The following is a 16,789-nucleotide window of genomic DNA, read 5'->3' on the forward strand; positions in this document are numbered from 1 at the left end:
AGCGAAGACGGCGCCGCGTCAGACCAGAAGATCCACCCAGACAAGATGGTGATCCGAAGCGCCGTTGAGCCGAGACAGCTCGCCCCGCGGCCAGAACACCGCCGACCGGACCGGGACCAGCGACGGCAGAACGTAGTCGACGCGCAAATTCCCGGGTGACTCGTCGGAGAAGTCCGCGGTGTCGAAGTAGGCGGGACCGCGGTGGTCGGCGTTCGCGCCGCCCTGCGTGCGCGCGGCCTCGACCGCGCCGACGCTGCCCGGCTTCGGGTCGATGACGCCCGGGGCGCGCAGCAGCTGGTCCGCCGCGCGGTCGACGCTGTCGCCGTCCTCCGGGTCGGCGTTCTGGTCACCGGCGATCACGAACGGCTCGCCCGGTTCCAGCCCGCCCGCGCGACCGGCGTCGTCGCGGAAGTAGTCGGCACCTGCGACGTAGTCGGCCCAGAAGCGGATCTCGTCGTGGTTGCGCGCCCCGTTGCGGTCCTCCGGGCCGTCGAAGCTCGGCGGCGTCGGGTGCGAGGCCAGCAGGTGCACGGTCCGGCCGCCGACCTCGACCGGCAGGTCCCAGTGCGACTTCGACGACAGCCGCAGTTGCGCCCATTCCTGCGGCGAGTACCAGTCGCCGGGCTCCGGAGTCGCCGGGTCGTCCGGCCGCAGCGCGCCGGGCATGTCGGCCCAGCGGAAGTCCTGGAACGTCCGCACCTGGCCGATCGGGTACTTCGACAGCACGACCATCCCGTACTGGCCCGGGAATTGACCGAAGCCGAAGGCGTCGCCCGGACCGCCGGTGCGGCCGTCGTTGTCCAGGTCCATTCCCGACGGGACGCCGGTGTTGACCGGCGCGGTGTAGGCGTAGGGGTAGTCGATGGGCTCGGCGCCGTTGTGGCCGACCGCGAGGTAGTTGCGGCGGAAGGCGTCGACCGCCGCGCCGCCCGGGACGTGGTCGAACTCGTTGAGCAGCAGCACGTCCGGGCGGTTGCGCTGCACGACCTCGGCGACCGCGCGGGCCTGTTCGTCGTCCGGGGTGGACAGGTCGGCCAGCAGCTCGCCCTCGGCGGCGCGGTTCAGCGAGGCGTTGAAAGTGGCTAACCGGACGGTGGCCGGTCCCGCGCTCGCGGGCACTGCGAGCGAAGCCGTCACGGCGGTGGCCGCGACTGCGGCGAGAACAGCGCGTTTCATCCGATTTCCTCCAACAGCCGGGGTGGCCGCGGGAGCGCCCGCGGCCACCCGCAACGCGTCAGACCCGGTTCGGCGCACAAGCGTGCGCGTGCCCGGCGTGCTCCGGCTCCGCCGTCGCCACCCGCTGCGCGGTCAGCGGGCCTTCGGCGCTGCGCAGCTGCGCGCGCTGCGCCCGCGACTGCATCCCGTTCACACCTTCGGTGCTCGCGGAGTAGCCCTCGATCACCGCGGCAGCCGCCTTCGCGTTCCGCTCCAGCGCCACCCGGTCCACGTTGGCCAGCGTGTCGCCCGGCTTGTGGTAGTTCGGGTCGAACGCGACACCCGCGGTGCCGCCCCACTTCGCGGCCTGCTCCTCGGTCTTGATCTCCTCCGCGCCGGTGAACAGGCCACCGGCCGGGATGCCCACCGCGATGAACTCGCCGTAGTCGGACCGGCCGTCGAAGTCCTTGCCCTCGGTCTCGACGCCGTTGGCGGCGAGCGCGGCGACCAGGTCCTTCTCGATCTGGCCGGAACCCTGCGGGCCCGGTCCGGCGCCGACGCCGTCGGAGTTGTCGCCGTCGTAGGCGAAGTAGCCAGCGTTCGGCGAGCCGATCATGTCGAAGTTGAGGTACAACGCGATGTCGAGCTGCTGCTCGAAGCTGAGGCTCTGCACGTACTTCGTCGACCCGACCAGGCCGGACTCCTCGGCGCCCCAGAACCCGAACCGCACGGCGTTGTTCACGTGCGGGCTGCCGCCCATGCGCAGGGCCGTCTCCAGCATGCCTGCGCTGCCGGTGCCGTTGTCGTTGATGCCCGGCCCCTCCGGAACGCTGTCGAGGTGCGCGCCGGCCATCACGACGTTGTCCGGGCGCCCGGTCCGGGTCTGCGCGACGACGTTGCGGGTCCTGACGTTCTCCACCCGCGACTGCACGTCGAGGTGCACCTCGGCACCGGCCTGCCCGGCCAGCGCCTCGCCGACCTGCTTGGACACGCCGGCGGTGGGGATCTGGCCCGGCCCGCCGAGGGTTCCGTTGAGCGGTCCGTCGACGTTGTTGTAGACGATCGCCGCGGCGGCACCGGCCTCGGCCGCGATCCGCTGCTTGTCGCCGAAGGCGCAGGCACCGCGCTGGATCAGCACGACCTTGCCCGCGACGTCGGTGCCCTGGTAGTCGGTCGCCTCGCAACCCGGGGTCGGGTCGACCGGCAGCACCGCCAGCGGCGCCTTCAGCCCGCCCTGCGGGGTCGAGGGCGAGTACTCCAGCGCGTCGCCCTCGGTCGGCTGCCCGGCGACCGCGAGGCTGAAGGCGTCCAGGTAGTACGCCTGGTACTCGAACTCCGGCGTGGTGACGTCGAATCCGGCGTCCCGCAGCTTGCCCGCGACGTAGTCGACGCTGGCCTCGTAGCCGGGGCGCCCGGAGGCGCGGTTGCCGCCGTTCTGGTCCGCGATCCTCTGCAGCGCGATCAGGTGGCGGTTGACCGCGTCACCGCTGATCTCGTCGGCGAGGTCCCGCGGCGCCGCGGAGGCGGGCGCGACGGTCAGCGCCAGGGCCGTGCAGGCGGCGAGGAATCCGGTCACCGCACGCCCGGATGTGATGGTTCGCAAACTCATCATTTCCCCCGTTTCGGGTGAGTACGTGCCGATCAGCCTTGAGACATTCACCGGGCGAAGTCAAGACTTCACTCGCAAAGGTTAAGAACCGGGAACTCTTTCCCCTTTTTGCCGGACTACGGTCGGAACCATGTACGCGATCGCGATCCGTGAGCCGGGTGAACCGGACGTTCTGCAATGGACCGAGCAGCCCACCCCGCGTCCCGCCGCGGGCGAGGTGCTCGTCGAGGTGGCCGCGGCCGGGGTGAACCGGGCGGACCTGCTGCAACGGCAGGGCTTCTACCCGCCGCCGCAGGGGGCCAGCGAGATCCTCGGGCTGGAGTGCTCGGGAACCGTCGTCGAACTGGGAGAAGGGGTCACCGACTTCGCCGTCGGAGACCAGGTGTGCGCCCTGCTCTCGGGTGGTGGATACGCCCAGCAGGTCGCGGTGCCCGCCGGGCAGGTCCTCCCCGTTCCGTCCGGTGTGGACCTGGTCGACGCCGCCGGGCTACCCGAAGTCGCCTGCACAGTATGGTCCAACGTCTTCGTGGAGGCAGGTCTGCGCGACGGGCAGCTGCTGCTGGTGCACGGCGGTTCCGGCGGGATCGGGACCTTCGCGATCCAGCTCGGCCGCGCCCTCGGCGCGCGGGTCGCGGCGACGGCGGGATCGGCGGACAGCCGGAAGCTGTGCGCCGACCTCGGTGCCGATCCGGTGATCAGCTACCGGGACGAGGACTTCGTGCACGTGGTCAAGCGGCTCGGCGGGGCCGACGTGATCCTCGACAACATGGGCGCGTCGTACCTGGACCGCAACATCTCGGCGCTGGCCCCGGACGGGCACCTCGCGGTCATCGGCATGCAGGGCGGGCGCAAGGCGGAGCTGGACCTGGGCAAGCTGCTGGCCAAGCGCAACCGGATCTCCGCGCTCGGCCTGCGCGGGCGCCCGCTCGACGGGCCGCACGGGAAGGCCGCGATCGTCGCCGGGGTGCGCGAGCGGGTGTGGCCGCTGATCGAGTCCGGCGAGGTGCGGACGATCGTGCACAGCCGCGTCCCGCTGCCGGAGGCGTCGCGGGCGCACGCGACCCTCGAGTCCGGCGGGGTGCACGGCAAGATCCTGCTGGTGAGCTGACTCCGGTCTTCCCCACCCACCCGCCGGTCAGGTGGGTGGGTGGCTGGGGATGACCTCGGATGGCTGGGGATGGTTCAAGGGGGCCTGTGCACAACTGGTTGATCTTGAAACCCAGCTCCCGGCTCCCCGACCCCCGCGGAGCAGCCCCTCAGCCCAGTTCGGCGACGGCGCGGATGAGCTGGTCCACCTCGCCGGCGTTGGTGTAGTGCGCCAGGCCGACCCGGACGGCTCCGCCGACCTCGCCGACGCCGAGCACCGCGAAAACCCCGTGCGTTCCGGGGTCCGCGAAGGCGCAGACCCCGCGCTCGGCGAGGTGCTCGATCGCGTCCTCCGCCTTCACGCCGCTGATGGTGAAGGCCATCGACGGCACCCGGCGCATGGCGTCGCCGATCACCATCACGTGCCGCAGACGGCGCAGGCCGTTGGTCAGGTTCGCCAGCAGGCCCGCCTGGTACGCCTTGACCGACCCCAGCGAGGTCAGCAGGCGCTCGCGGCGCGGGCCGACCGCGGCGTCGTCCAGGGCGGCCAGGTAGTCCACAGAGGACACAACGCCCGCCAGCAGCGGGTACGCGTGCGGGCCGAGCTCCATCCGCTCCGGGCCGCGCACGCCCGGCTCCAGCGCCACCGACGGCAGCTGGTCGAGCATCGCCGGGTTGCGGAACGCCAGCGCGCCGACCGGCGGTCCGCCCCACGCCGAGGCGTTCACCGCGACGACGTCGGCACCCATCGCCGTGATGTCCAGCGGCACGAACGGCGCCGCCGCGGAGGCGTCGACGACCACCAGCGCGTCGTGCTCGGCCGCCGCTTCCGCCGCCTGGCGGACGTCGGGCCGGGTGCCGACCGCGCCGGAGGCCGCGGTGATCGCCACGACCTTGGTCCGCGGGGTGACCAGCTCCCTGTACTGCCAGGTCGGCAGCTCGCAGGTCTCGATGTCGACCTCGGCCCAGCGGACCGAGCCCCCGGAGCGCTGCGCCGCACGCTGCCACGGGGCGACGTTGGCCGGGTGGTCGAGCCGGGAGACGACCACGTCGTCGCCGATCATCCAGCCGTCGCCGAGCGCGTCGGCCAGCCGTTGCAGGAGCACGGCCGAGCTCGGGCCGAGCACCACCCCCGCGGGGTCGGCACCCACCAGATCAGCAATCGCGCGACGGGCGGCATCCACGATCGCCTCGGCGCGCTGCGACGCGGGGAAGATCCCGCCCGGGCCGGATACCGGAGCGCGCAACGCGGTCGACACCGCGGTCGCCACCTGCTCGGGTACCTGCATGCCCGCCGGGGCGTCCAAGTGCACCCACCCGTCGCCCAGCGCGGGGAACAGCCCGCGCACAGCAGCGACGTCGAACGCCATGCGCAACACCGTACGGAGCGCGGCGGGCAGCGGTGCCCCCGGGTGGCCGATATCGCATGCCGACTCGCCCGCGGGACCCCGCGCAAGCCAGGATGGAGCTATGAACCACAACGATCACGATCGGAACGAGGGCAGGCCGCAGGTGTTCGTGGTCGGCGAGGACGGCGCACCGATCGGCGCGGCAGCCGGCGGGGAGGCCCCCGAACGCGGCGAGGACGTCAACGAGCTGGTCGAGCAGCCCGCGAAGGTGATGCGGATCGGCACCATGATCAAGCAGCTGCTGGAGGAGGTCCGCGCGGCGCCGCTGGACGAGGCCAGCCGCAGCAGGCTCAAGGAGATCCACCAGTCGTCGATCCGGGAGCTGGAGCAGGGCCTGGCCCCCGAGCTGATCGAGGAGCTGGAGCGGCTGTCGCTGCCCTTCGCCCAGGAGCAGACCCCGTCCGAGGCCGAGCTGCGGATCGCCCAGGCCCAGCTGGTCGGCTGGCTGGAGGGCCTGTTCCACGGGCTGCAGACGGCGCTGTTCGCCCAGCAGATGGCCGCGCGGGCCCAGCTGGAGCAGATGCGCCGGGGCCTGCCCGCGGGCACGAGCGAGGCCGAAGCCCCTCACCAGCCCCGCGGCACCGGGCAGTACCTGTGAGTTCGCGGCGGTTCCGCGCGGAACCGCCGCGGGTCCGCGTGGAGCCGCCCGCGGCCACCGACGCCCACGGCCGGAACGCGCACCGGGATCGGTACTCTGACGCACTGTGCAGGCCACGAGCACGCTAGAGCGACCAGCAGCACCGCCCGAGACGTCGTCGCGGACCTGGCGCAAGGCGTTCAAGGACATCAGCGACGGGTTCCGGCAGCGCCAGCTGTGGGCCCACCTCGGCTGGCAGGACATCAAGCAGCGCTACCGGCGCTCGGTGATCGGCCCGCTGTGGATCACCATCAGCATGGGCGTGACGGTGACCGCGCTGGGCATCCTGTACTCCGCGCTGTTCGGCATGCCGCTGCACGAGCACCTGCCCTACGTGGCGGTGGGCTTCATCGTCTGGAACTTCATCAGCGGCTGCGTGACCGAGGGCACCGAGGTCTTCATCGCCAACGAGGGGCTCATAAAGCAGCTTCCGGCGCCGGTCAGCGTGCACATCCTCCGGCTGGTGTGGCGGCAGACCCTCTTCCTCGCCCACAACCTGGTCATCTACTTCATCGTGCTGGCGATCTTCCAGATGCCGGTGAAGTGGACCGTGATCACGGTCTTCCCGGCGATCGCGCTGCTGATGGTCAACGGGGTCTGGGTGGCGCTGCTGTTCGGCGTGGCCAGCACCCGGTTCCGGGACATCCCGCCGGTGATCCAGAGCTTCATCACGCTCGCCATGTTCATGACCCCGATCATGTGGAACGCCGAGAGCATCGCGAAGAAGGGCCTCGGCTTCCAGGCCAACTTCGCCGACCTCAATCCGCTCTACCACTACATCGAGATCGTCCGGGACCCGCTGCTCGGCGACGAGCAGCTGCTCTACCACTGGCTGATCGTCCTCGGGTTCACCGCGGTCGGCTGGCTGCTGGCGCTCGTCATCCTGCGCAACTACCGCGCCCGCGTCGCGTACTGGGTCTGATCGGGGGTCCGAGGAACTTATGGTCAGCATCGACGTCTGGAACGCGGCGGTCGACTTCCCGATCTTCGACGCGAAGTCGCGGTCGCTGAAGAAGGCCGTGCTCGGCAAGGCCGGCGGCAAGATCGGCACCGACAGCAAGGTCCCGATCATCGAGGCGCTGCACGACATCAACCTGTCGCTCTCGCACGGCGACCGGGTCGCGCTGGTCGGGCACAACGGCGCGGGCAAGTCCACGCTGCTGCGGCTGCTCGCCGGGATCTACGAGCCCACGCGCGGCAGCGCGCGGGTGGTCGGCAAGGTCGCGCCGGTGTTCGACCTGGGTGTCGGCATGGACCCGGAGATCTCCGGGTACGAGAACATCATCATCCGGGGGCTGTTCCTCGGGATGAACCGCAAGCAGATGGAATCGCGGATGGACGAGATCGCCGAGTTCACCGAGCTCGGCGACTACCTGGAGATGCCGCTGCGGACCTACTCCACCGGCATGCGGGTGCGGCTCGCGCTGGGCGTGGTCACCTCGATCGACCCGGAGATCCTGATCCTGGACGAGGGCATCGGCGCGGTGGACGCGGACTTCCTGGAGAAGGCCAGGGACCGGCTCAACGACCTGGTCAAGCGGTCCGGCATCCTGGTGTTCGCCTCGCACTCCGACGAGTTCCTGATCGAGCTGTGCAACACCGCCCTGTGGATGGACAAGGGCGGCATCAAGGAGCGCGGTTCGTTGCGTAGTGTGCTGACGCACTACAAGGGGCACGACCCCTTCGAGAACCTCAGCGAGGAAACCCTGGCCCGGATCGGCGAGACCGCGGCCTCGATCGGGAGCAAAGAGGACTGATGAGCACCGACTCCGCGCAGCAGCCCGAACTTCCTGCCGACTCCGTAGTAGCGGTCATCGTCACCAGGCACCGCAGAGAGCTGCTCGCCGAGTCGCTCAAGGTCATCGCCACCCAGACCCGGGTGCCCGACCACCTCGTGGTGGTCGACAACGGGCCCGACCAGCCCGCGCGGGACGTGGTCGCCGAGTGCCCGATCCCGTCGACCTACCTGCTGTCGAAGCGCAACCTCGGCGGTGCGGGCGGTTTCGCGCTGGGCATGCTGCACGCGCTGGCGATCGGCGCCGAGTGGGTCTGGCTCGGTGATGACGACGGCCGCCCGGCCGACGACCAGGCGCTGGCGACGCTGCTCGACGAGGCCCGCACGCGCAAGCTCGCGGCCGTCTCGCCGGTGGTGGTCAACATCGACAAGCCGGACCGGCTGGCGTTCCCGCTGCGCCGCGGCCTGACCTGGAAGCGGCGTCCGGAGGAGCTGCGGGCGCCGGGTTCCGACGGCGACTTCCTGCCGGGCATCGCCTCGTTCTTCAACGGCGCCCTGTTCCGCGCGTCCACGCTCGACGTGGTCGGGGTGCCCGACTACCGGCTGTTCTTCCGCGGTGACGAGGTGGAGCTGCACCGCCGGGTGGTGCGTTCCGGCCTGCCGTTCGGCACGACGCTGAAGACGCGGTTCGTGCACCCGGACGGCTCGGAGGAGTTCAAGCCGATGCTGGGCGGCCGGTTCCACGCCCAGGACCCGTCCGACGCGAACAAGCGGTACTACACCTACCGCAACCGCGGGTACCTGCTGTCCCAGCCGGGGATGCGCAAGATCGGTGCGCTTGAAGTGCTGCGGTTCGGGCTGTACTTCGTCGGCCAGCGGCGGGATCCGAAGGCCTTCCGGGAATGGCTTCGGCTGCTCCGGCAGGGCCGCCGGGAGCACTTCTTCCGGCGGTGATCGCGACACGCCGGAAACGTCACCGGCGGGTCACAGAATACTGAGAGTGGCCTGAGAGAAAGCTGAGTCGGCTGGTCAACGCGTTACCTCGCATTGCCGCCGAGTGTCAATTCACACATGCACCGAACGCAACGAATGGGCTGGTAACTGCGGCTACTATTCTCCATTCGTGTTCAACGGCCAGGACGAGAAAAACCGGATGGACGACGACGGCTCTCCGTCGGAGCCTCCGGTGCGAGCGGGTGATGGTCACCGAGCGAAGCGGCTGCGGCTGTTCGCGGCCATCACCGGCATCCTCGGCACCGTCCTGGCCCTCTCGCTGCCCTTCCTCCCGGTCAACCACGACATCACCACGCTGAAGTGGCCGACCGCGGAGGGGACCAAGCCGGTCTCGGCCCCGCTGGTCTCGTACTCGCCGGTGTGGCTGAACGCGAACCTGTCCTGCGAGACCGCCCGCGGCCTCGACGCCAGGACCGCGGCCAGACCGGCGATCCTGATCAGCACGAACCCGCCGAACTCCGAGTACGGCAGCCTCACCGGCATGGTCCTGCAGATCGACAACGGCCAGGTGACGCTGCTGTCGAAGGGCCAGTCGCTGAGCACCGTCCCGCTGCCCGCGGGCGACTGCTCGATCTCGGTGCACTCCGACGCGGTCGGCACCACGGCCAACGTCGGCGACAAGCCGCTGGCGTCGGTGCGCGGCGACCAGCGCCCGCAGCTGACCGGCATCTACTCCGACCTCGACGACTCGGTGGACAACGTCCGCGGGCTGTCGTTCGAGGCGCGGGTCGACAACCGGTACGAGAGCAGCGCGACCGTGCTCAAGATGAGCGTGATGGCGCTGACGGTGCTGGCCTTCATCGGTTGCGTCGTGGCGCTGCGCAGGCTGGACGTGCGGGCGGGCCGCAGGCCCCCGCGGCTGGTGCCGCCGAGGTGGTGGAAGCCGACGTTCCGCGACATCGCGGTGATCGGTTCGCTCTGCGTGTGGTGGGTCATCGGGGCGATGACCTCGGACGACGGCTACATCCTCACGATCGCGCGCGCCCGGGAGAGCGCCGGATACGTCAGCAACTACTTCCGCTGGTTCGCGGTGCCGGAGGCGCCGTTCGGCTGGTTCTACGAGCTGTACTCGCTCTGGGTTCAGGTCTCGACCGCCACGCCGTGGGTGCGGCTGCCCGCGCTGCTGATGGGCATCGTGAGCTGGCTGCTGATCAGCCGCGAGGTGCTGCCCAGGCTCGGGCAGCAGGTGCGGCGCAGCCACGCGGCGGGCTGGGCCGCCGCCGCGGTGTTCCTCGCGTTCTGGCTGCCCTACAACAACGGCCTGCGGCCGGAGCCGGTCGTGGTGCTGTTCTCGCTGCTCGCGCTGTGCGCGGTGGAGCGGGCGGTGGCCACCGGCAGGCTGATGCCCGCCGCGCTGGGGCTGGTGGTGGCCGCGCTGGCGGTCGGGGCGAACCCGCACGGCCTGGTCGCCGTGCTGCCCTACATCGCCGCGCTCAAGCCCCTGGTCCAGCTCGTGCGCAAGCGTGCGCGGGAGTTCGGCTGGCTGCCGGTGCTGGCGCCGATCTCGGCGTCCGGTTTCGTGATCCTGGTGGTGGTGTTCTCCGACCAGACGCTGCAGTCGGTCATGGACGCCACCGACCTGCGCACCGAGCTCGGCCCGAGCCAGGACTGGTACCAGGAGCTCAGCCGGTACAACCTGCTGTTCAGCGCCACCCCGGACGGGTCGATGACCCGCCGGTTCCCGGTGCTGCTGGTGATCCTGTGCGTGGTGACCTGCGCGGTCGTGCTGCTGCGCCGGGGCAAGATCCGCGGCGCCTCGCTAGGCCCGAGCAGGCGGCTGCTCGCGGTCGCCGCGCTGTCGTTCGTCGTGCTGGCGCTGACCCCGACCAAGTGGTCGCACCACTTCGGCCTGTTCGCCGCCGTGGGCGGTGCGCTGGCCGCGCTGACCGCGCTGGCGACCAGCAGCACCGTGCTGCGCTCCAAGCGCAACCGCGCCGCGTTCTTCGCCGGGCTGATGCTGGTGCTGGCCTTCGCCACCACCGGCCCGAACGCCTGGTGGTACGTCTCGGGCTGGGGCGTGCCGTGGTTCGACAAGGCGCCGCAGCTGTTCGGCTACAACGTCAGCACCATGTTCCTGGTCCTGACCGCGGTGGCGATGGTCGTGGCGTTCGTCGAGCACCTGCGCATCGACCCGCACAACCCGACGGTGGTCGACGAGAAGCAGCGCGGGATGGAGAAGCAGAGCCGCGCGCTGCGGCTGGGCACCGCGCCGCTGTCGATCATCTGCGCGCTGCTGGTGGTCATCGAGCTGGTCAACTTCGCCAAGGTGATCCAGAAGCAGTGGGGCAGCTACAGCCTCGGCGCCGACAACGTCAAGCAGATCACCGGCGCCAGCTGCGGCCTGTCCGACTACGTCTACGTCGAGACCGACCCGCAGGCGGGCATGCTCAAGGTCTCCGAGAACCAGCCGACCACCGCGGCGCCGCCGGTCAGCGAGGACATCCCGGTCCCGGCCAAGCGGCTCAAGGACAAGGAGACGCCGGACCAGTACCTCAAGGCCAAGCTGGAGGGCTTCAACCGGCCCGGCCTGCCCGCGGGCGACGGCAACGACCCGGACGAGCCGGACTGGTCCCCGCCGTACCGGTTCGGCGCCGACAACGCGCCGGTGTGGGGCAGCTACGACCAGACCGGCATCGGCACCGGCGAGCTGCGCACGCAGTGGTACGACCTGCCGGAACGCGCGGCCAGCGGCGAGGTGCCGGTGGTGATCATGGAGTCGGGCGCGGACGGCGGCGCGAACTCGGTCTACGTCGAGTTCGGGCGGGACACCGACAAGGGCTTCGAGATCATGCAGCGGCACTACGTCGGCCCGACCCCGGGCCCGATGTGGCGCGACCAGCGCATCACGGTCCGCGGCGACGCCGAGGGCGCCACGAAGATGCGGGTGGTCGCCACCGACCAGTCGCTCGGCCCGAACGGCTGGGTCGCGGTCAGCGCACCGCGGGCCCCGCAGCTGACGAACATGACCGACTTCGTCGGCGACGCCCCGACCTTCGTCGAGTGGACGGCCGCCCTGGTGCACCCGTGCCTGCAGATCCCGGGCATCCGCAACGGCATCGCCGAGATGCCGAAGTTCCGGGTGTCGGCGGGAGCGGAGGTCCGCGACATCGGCCAGGGCTGGTCGTCGCCGGACAGCGGCGGGCCGTTCGGGTGGATGAACGTCACGACAAGCATGCGGGAGCTGCCGACGTACGTGCGCAACGACATCCACCGCGACTGGGGCTCGCTGTACCGGGTCGACCCGTTCGTCCCGGGCGCGCTGCCCGCCGAGTCGGCGATGGACGTGCACATCGAGACGCACTGGGGCACGTGGACGCCGGGGCCGCTGAGCAAGACCGTGCAGCTGCCCGGCGACGTGCCCAACTCCGACGACCGCAACGACGTGCAGGGCTTCGGGAACAGCGACGAGGAGAAGGGCCCGGGGCAGCCCTGAGCTTCGGCGGGTTCCCGCTAAGCCCAGGGCGAAAGCGGTCCGCTCACGGTGAAACGGGGTGCCACGCCATCGGCACCCGTGGTGGTCTGAGCGCATGACCGAGACCAGACAGAACCTGGTGGTCCACCTCGCCGGGGCCGCCCAACCGCTGAACATCGCGCTAGACCGCGCCGAGGCCGAGGCGCTGGTCGAGCAGCTCGCCGACCTGCTGAAGAAGGGCGCGAGCAGGCTGCTGACCACCGCCGACGGCGGGCGCTTCGCGATCAACTTCGCCCACGTCGCCACCGCCCACGTCGAGAGCGGCCGGGGTGACTCCAACGCCTACGGCGCGCCGTCGCGGGCCACCGGCTTCGGCGGGTGACGGAAAAAGCCCCGCAGGCGCCTGGCCTGCGGGGCTTTCGCGGTGCGCCTGCTCAGTCCCGGAAGACGACCAGCTTCAGCATCACGAAGTTGATCAGCGTGCCCAGTCCCTGCGCGACCACCCAGATCCCGGTGATTTGCCAGTTGGCCTGCGGGTGCAGCAGCAGGATGAGCAGCTGGTTGGTGCCCACGTTGACGAAGAACGTCACCGTGTACAGCAACGCGAACGCGCCCGCCTTGGCACCGGTGTTGCCGGTGCCGGCACCGCTGAAGGTGAACTTCCGGTTGATCAGGTACGAAGCCGTGGTGCCGAGGATGAAGGAGATGGTCTTCGACACCCACGCGGGCCAGCCGAGACCGGCCAGCAGCGCCATGTACGTGCCGTAGTCGATCAGGGCGCAACCGCCGCCGATGACGATGAAGCGGATCAGCTGGCCGACCACTCCGAGGCTCTTGACCTCGGTGTTCGCGGCTTGTTCGGCAGCGGGTTCGGCCACGGCCACAGGTTCACCTCGGCAAGTCCGACTACGGGGCCCGTGCGAAAAATTCCCCGGGAAGTGTAGCGATGCCGCGCGGCACCCCGCCGGGGACCGGCCGCACCCGGCCGTGTGGGCGCCCACCCCGCGGATAGACTCGGCTGGGTGGGATCGGTAAAGGACGAGCTTCAGACGCTGACCGGCTGGGGGCGCACCGCGCCCACCACCGCGCGGGTGATCAGCACCCCGGACGTCGACGTGATCGCCAGCGCGGTCCGCGAGGCCGGTGAGCGCGGCGTCATCGCCCGCGGTCTCGGCCGCAGCTACGGCGACCCGTCGCAGAACGCGGGCGGCACCGTCATCGACATGACCGCCCTCGACCGGGTGCACCGGATCGACGTGGACGACGCGACCGTGGTCGTCGACGCGGGCGTCTCGCTGGACACGCTGATGCGGCGGCTGCTGCCGTACGGCCTGTGGATCCCGGTGCTGCCCGGCACCCGCCAGGTCACCATCGGCGGCGCGATCGGGTCCGACATCCACGGCAAGAACCACCACTCGCAGGGCTCGTTCGGCAGCCACGTGCTGGCGATGGACCTGCTCACCGCCGACGGCCAGGTCCGCACCCTGACCCCGGACGGCGAGGGTTCCGAGCTGTTCTGGGCGACCGTCGGTGGCATGGGCCTGACCGGCATCATCCTGAACGCCACGATCCGCCTCAAGCGCGTGGAGACCGCGTACTTCGTGGTCGACAACGTGCAGACCAAGAACCTCGACGAGCTGATCGAGCACTTCACCGACGGCTCGGACGACAACTACATCTACTCCGTCGCCTGGTTCGACTCGCTGGCCCGCGGCGACAAGCTCGGCCGCGCGCTGCTGACCCGGGGCAACTCGGCGAAGCTGGAGGACCTGCCCAAGAAGCTGCGCAGGGACCCGCTGAAGTTCAACGCGCCGCAGCTGATGACCGCGCCGCCGATCTTCCCGAACGGCCTGGTCAACAAGTACACGATCACCGCGTTCAACGAGGTCTGGTACCGCAAGGCGCCGACGAAGTACGGCGCGGTGCAGAACATCACCCAGTTCTTCCACCCGCTGGACCTGGTCGGCGACTGGAACCGGGTCTACGGCTCGAACGGCTTCCTGCAGTACCAGTTCATGGTGCCGTTCGGGCAGGAGGCGATGTTCCGCCGCTCCATCGACAAGATCAGCGCGTCCGGGCACGTGTCGTTCCTGAACGTGCTCAAGACCTTCGGCGCGGGCAACGAAGCGCCGATGTCCTTCCCGCGCGAGGGCTGGACGCTGACCGTCGACATCCCGATCTCCCGCGGCCTGGACCGGCTGTGCCAGGAGCTCGACGAGATGGTGCTCGACGCGGGCGGCAGGCTGTACCTGGCCAAGGAGTCCCGCACCTCGGCCGAGATGATCGAGCAGATGTACCCGCGGATCGGCGAGTGGCGCAGGATCCGCGCCTCCGTCGACCCCGAGGGCGTGTTCCATTCCGACCTTTCCCGGAGGCTGAGCCTGTGACCGCGGCGCTGGAGAACCGGAAGCTGATGGGCTGGGCGCGCACCGCGCCCACCCGGGCGCGGGTGCTCAGCACCCCCGACGTCGAGACCATCGCGAGGGCGGTGCGCGAGGCCGACGAGCGCGGTGTCATCGCCCGCGGCCTCGGCCGCAGCTACGGCGACGTCTCGCAGAACGCCGGCGGCACGGTCATCGACATGACCGCGCTGAACCGGATCCACGACATCGACCGGGACAACGCGGTCGTGGACGTGGACGCGGGGGTGAGCCTGGACCAGCTGATGCGCGCCGCGCTCCCGCACGGCCTGTGGGTCCCGGTGCTGCCCGGCACCCGCCAGGTCACCATCGGCGGCGCGATCGGCTGCGACATCCACGGCAAGAACCACCACTCGCACGGCAGCTTCGGCAACCACGTGCTGTCGATGGACCTGCTCACCGCCGACGGCCAGGTCCGCACCCTGACCCCGGACGGCGAGGGCTCGGAGCTGTTCTGGGCGACCGTCGGCGGGGTCGGCCTCACCGGGATCGTGCTGCGCGCCAAGGTGAAGATGAAGCGCACCGAAAGCGCGTACTTCATCGTCGACGCGGACCGGACCAAGGACCTCGACGAGACGCTGGAGCTGTTCTCCAACGGCTCGGACATGAACTACGACTACTCGATGGCGTGGTTCGACGCGATCTCGACCGGCGCGAAGCTGGGCCGCTCGGCGTTCTCCCGCGGTTCGCTGGCCAAGCTGGACGAGCTGCCGCCGAAGCTGCGGGCGAACCCGCTGAAGTTCGACGCGCCGCAGCTGCTGACGTTCCCGGACGTCTTCCCCAACGGGCTGGCCAACAAGCTGACGTTCAGCACGCTCAGCGAGGTCTGGTACCGCAAGACCCCGAAGGCCGGGCGCGGCCAGGTGCAGAACCTGACCGCCTTCTACCACCCGCTGGACATGTTCGGCGAGTGGAACCGCGCCTACGGCTCGAAGGGCTTCCTGCAGTACCAGTTCATCGTGCCGTTCGAGGAGCACGAGGCGCTGCGCAGGCTGGTGCAGCGGATCGCCGAGTCCGGGCACGTGTCCTTCCTCAACGTCCTCAAGCGGATGGGCGACAGCAGCCGCGCGCCGCTGTCGTTCCCGGTTCCGGGTTGGACGATCACGGTCGACTTCCCGATCAAGGACGGGCTGCACCGGTTCTGCGAGGAGCTGGACGAGATGGTGCTGGGCGCAGGCGGCCGGCTGTACTTCGCGAAGGACTCGCGGACGACGCCGGAGATGATCCAGCAGATGTACCCCCGTCTCGACGAGTGGCGCAGGATCCGCGCCGCCGTCGACCCCGAAGGAATCTTCAACTCCGATCTGTCCCGAAGGTTGGCCCTATGATCGACGCGGTTGGCAACCCGCAGTCCCTGTTCATCCTCGGCGGTACCTCCGACATCGCGCTCGCGACGGCGGAGCAGTACGCGGCGCAGCGCCCGCTGCGGATCATCCTCGCCGCGCGCCCGGAGGAAGCCGAGCTCCAGGAAGCCGCCGCCGAGCGGTTGCGCAAGACCGGCAGCACCGTGACGACGCTGTCGTTCGAGGCGACCGATCCGGACACCCACGGCGACGTGGTCGACAAGGCGTTCGCCGACGGCGACATCGACGTCACCCTGGTGGCCTTCGGCGTCCAGGGCGACAACGAGAAGGGCTGGACCGACCCCAAGGCCGCGCGCCTGGTCGCCGAGGTCAACTACGTCGCGCCGATCTCGCTCGGCGTGCACCTGGCGAACAAGCTGCGCAAGCAGGGCCACGGGCACATCGTCATGATGGCCTCGCCCGCGGGCGAGCGGGCGCGGCGCTCGAACTTCGTCTACGGCTCCTCGAAGGCCGGTGCCGACGTCTTCTACACGGGCCTGACCTACGCCCTGGCCGACGCGGGCGTGAAGGTGACGGTCGTGCGCCCGAACTTCGTGAAGACCAAGCTCACCGAGGGCATGAAGCCCGCCCCGATGGCGCAGACGCCGCAGCAGGTCGGCGCAGCCATCATCGACGCCGTGCGCAAGGGCAAGGAGTCGATCTGGGTTCCCGTGCAGATGCGCTGGGTCATGACCGTGCTGCGGCACCTGCCGCGGGCGATCTTCCGCCGCCTGCCGTTCTGATCGGCTGTCCGAGGAGGCCGTCCGGTTCGCACCGGGCGGCCTTCTCGCGTTTCAGCCGCGCGGACCTGCCATGGAGTGACTTCACGCTATAGTGCGCCGCGATATCCGGACAGTGACCGGTGGGGGTCTGTCGTGGCGGGGCGGCACAACCAGTGGAGGCGTTGGACGCTGGGGGGCGCGCTCGTACTGGGCGCAGGCGCGATCTTCCTGGTCCTCCGGGCGGCTG

The 16,789-nt window shown here is 70.3% G+C and carries 14 protein-coding genes; 10 read left to right on the forward strand and 4 right to left on the reverse strand.

Features of this window, described 5'->3' with window-relative positions:
* Positions 1-18: 18 nt before the first annotated feature.
* Both ABD691_RS32155 and ABD691_RS32160 read right to left on the reverse strand, forming a co-directional pair.
* The gene (locus ABD691_RS32155) at positions 19-1,176 is read right to left on the reverse strand and encodes an endonuclease/exonuclease/phosphatase family protein (protein WP_344686127.1); all 1,158 of its coding nucleotides are present in this window, start codon (positions 1,174-1,176) and stop codon (positions 19-21) included.
* A gap of 58 nt (positions 1,177-1,234) precedes the next feature.
* Positions 1,235-2,764, reverse strand: coding sequence for a M28 family metallopeptidase (locus ABD691_RS32160; protein WP_344686128.1), 1,530 nt, complete (start codon positions 2,762-2,764; stop codon positions 1,235-1,237).
* 130 nt (positions 2,765-2,894) lie between these two features.
* On the opposite strand from ABD691_RS32160, the gene ABD691_RS32165 reads away from it, so the two are divergent.
* Positions 2,895-3,872, forward strand: coding sequence for an NAD(P)H-quinone oxidoreductase (locus ABD691_RS32165; protein WP_344686129.1), 978 nt, complete (start codon positions 2,895-2,897; stop codon positions 3,870-3,872).
* A gap of 148 nt (positions 3,873-4,020) precedes the next feature.
* On the opposite strand, the gene ABD691_RS32170 is transcribed toward ABD691_RS32165, so the two are convergent.
* On the reverse strand, positions 4,021-5,220 hold the full coding sequence (locus ABD691_RS32170; RefSeq protein WP_344686130.1) for a cysteine desulfurase-like protein: 1,200 nt from the start codon (positions 5,218-5,220) through the stop codon (positions 4,021-4,023).
* 100 nt (positions 5,221-5,320) lie between these two features.
* Here ABD691_RS32170 and ABD691_RS32175 point away from each other — a divergent pair, with 100 nt between their 5' ends.
* The 6 genes from ABD691_RS32175 (at position 5,321) to ABD691_RS32200 (ending at position 12,439) form a co-directional block, all read left to right on the forward strand.
* On the forward strand, positions 5,321-5,857 hold the full coding sequence (locus ABD691_RS32175) for a bacterial proteasome activator family protein (RefSeq protein WP_344686131.1): 537 nt from the start codon (positions 5,321-5,323) through the stop codon (positions 5,855-5,857).
* Positions 5,858-5,963: 106 nt separating this feature from the next.
* Positions 5,964-6,818, forward strand: a complete 855-nt coding sequence (wzm, locus tag ABD691_RS32180; protein WP_344686133.1) for a galactan export ABC transporter permease subunit Wzm/RfbD — start codon at positions 5,964-5,966, stop codon at positions 6,816-6,818.
* 19 nt (positions 6,819-6,837) lie between these two features.
* The gene (gene wzt / locus ABD691_RS32185) at positions 6,838-7,653 is read left to right on the forward strand and encodes a galactan export ABC transporter ATP-binding subunit Wzt/RfbE (RefSeq protein WP_344686134.1); all 816 of its coding nucleotides are present in this window, start codon (positions 6,838-6,840) and stop codon (positions 7,651-7,653) included.
* Positions 7,653-8,585: a galactofuranosyltransferase GlfT1 gene (glfT1, locus tag ABD691_RS32190; RefSeq protein ID WP_344686135.1), complete on the forward strand. Its 933-nt coding sequence runs from the start codon at positions 7,653-7,655 to the stop codon at positions 8,583-8,585. The genes wzt and glfT1 overlap by 1 nt, the downstream gene beginning before the upstream one ends.
* 169 nt (positions 8,586-8,754) lie before the next feature.
* Entirely contained in the window at positions 8,755-12,078 is a 3,324-nt protein-coding gene (locus tag ABD691_RS32195) for an arabinosyltransferase domain-containing protein (RefSeq protein ID WP_344686136.1), read from the forward strand.
* A gap of 94 nt (positions 12,079-12,172) precedes the next feature.
* Positions 12,173-12,439: a hypothetical protein gene (locus tag ABD691_RS32200; RefSeq protein WP_344686137.1), complete on the forward strand. Its 267-nt coding sequence runs from the start codon at positions 12,173-12,175 to the stop codon at positions 12,437-12,439.
* Between the two features lie 52 nt (positions 12,440-12,491).
* On the opposite strand, the gene ABD691_RS32205 is transcribed toward ABD691_RS32200, so the two are convergent.
* Positions 12,492-12,941, reverse strand: a complete 450-nt coding sequence (locus ABD691_RS32205; RefSeq protein ID WP_344686138.1) for a GtrA family protein — start codon at positions 12,939-12,941, stop codon at positions 12,492-12,494.
* 138 nt (positions 12,942-13,079) lie between these two features.
* Between ABD691_RS32205 and dprE1 (ABD691_RS32210) the strand changes: the two genes are divergently transcribed.
* The 3 genes from dprE1 (ABD691_RS32210) to dprE2 are packed head-to-tail and all read left to right on the forward strand — an operon-like array spanning position 13,080 to position 16,563.
* Positions 13,080-14,444: a decaprenylphosphoryl-beta-D-ribose oxidase gene (dprE1, locus tag ABD691_RS32210; protein ID WP_344686139.1), complete on the forward strand. Its 1,365-nt coding sequence runs from the start codon at positions 13,080-13,082 to the stop codon at positions 14,442-14,444.
* A gap of 26 nt (positions 14,445-14,470) precedes the next feature.
* A complete protein-coding gene (gene dprE1 / locus ABD691_RS32215; protein WP_344686183.1) occupies positions 14,471-15,805 on the forward strand; it encodes a decaprenylphosphoryl-beta-D-ribose oxidase in 1,335 nt (444 codons plus the stop codon).
* Complete coding sequence (gene dprE2, locus ABD691_RS32220) at positions 15,802-16,563, forward strand: decaprenylphospho-beta-D-erythro-pentofuranosid-2-ulose 2-reductase (protein WP_344686140.1); 762 nt, start codon at positions 15,802-15,804, stop codon at positions 16,561-16,563. Before dprE1 (ABD691_RS32215) ends, dprE2 begins: the two co-directional genes overlap by 4 nt.
* The last annotated feature ends 226 nt before the right edge of the window (positions 16,564-16,789 follow it).

It is taken from the genome of Saccharopolyspora taberi, assembly GCF_039534165.1.
Taxonomy (GTDB): domain Bacteria; phylum Actinomycetota; class Actinomycetes; order Mycobacteriales; family Pseudonocardiaceae; genus Saccharopolyspora_D; species Saccharopolyspora_D taberi.

Excerpts from the sequence above, each read along its gene's own strand:
- ABD691_RS32155 (WP_344686127.1), bottom strand. The coding sequence starts at position 1,176 with ATGAAACGCGCTGTTCTCGCCGCAGTCGCGGCCACCGCCGTGACGGCT.
- ABD691_RS32160 (WP_344686128.1), bottom strand. The coding sequence starts at position 2,764 with ATGAGTTTGCGAACCATCACATCCGGGCGTGCGGTGACCGGATTCCTC.
- ABD691_RS32165 (WP_344686129.1), top strand. The coding sequence starts at position 2,895 with ATGTACGCGATCGCGATCCGTGAGCCGGGTGAACCGGACGTTCTGCAA.
- ABD691_RS32170 (WP_344686130.1), bottom strand. The coding sequence starts at position 5,220 with ATGGCGTTCGACGTCGCTGCTGTGCGCGGGCTGTTCCCCGCGCTGGGC.
- ABD691_RS32175 (WP_344686131.1), top strand. The coding sequence starts at position 5,321 with ATGAACCACAACGATCACGATCGGAACGAGGGCAGGCCGCAGGTGTTC.
- wzt (WP_344686134.1), top strand. The coding sequence starts at position 6,838 with ATGGTCAGCATCGACGTCTGGAACGCGGCGGTCGACTTCCCGATCTTC.
- glfT1 (WP_344686135.1), top strand. The coding sequence starts at position 7,653 with ATGAGCACCGACTCCGCGCAGCAGCCCGAACTTCCTGCCGACTCCGTA.
- ABD691_RS32200 (WP_344686137.1), top strand. The coding sequence starts at position 12,173 with ATGACCGAGACCAGACAGAACCTGGTGGTCCACCTCGCCGGGGCCGCC.
- dprE1 (WP_344686183.1), top strand. The coding sequence starts at position 14,471 with ATGGGCTGGGCGCGCACCGCGCCCACCCGGGCGCGGGTGCTCAGCACC.
- dprE2 (WP_344686140.1), top strand. The coding sequence starts at position 15,802 with ATGATCGACGCGGTTGGCAACCCGCAGTCCCTGTTCATCCTCGGCGGT.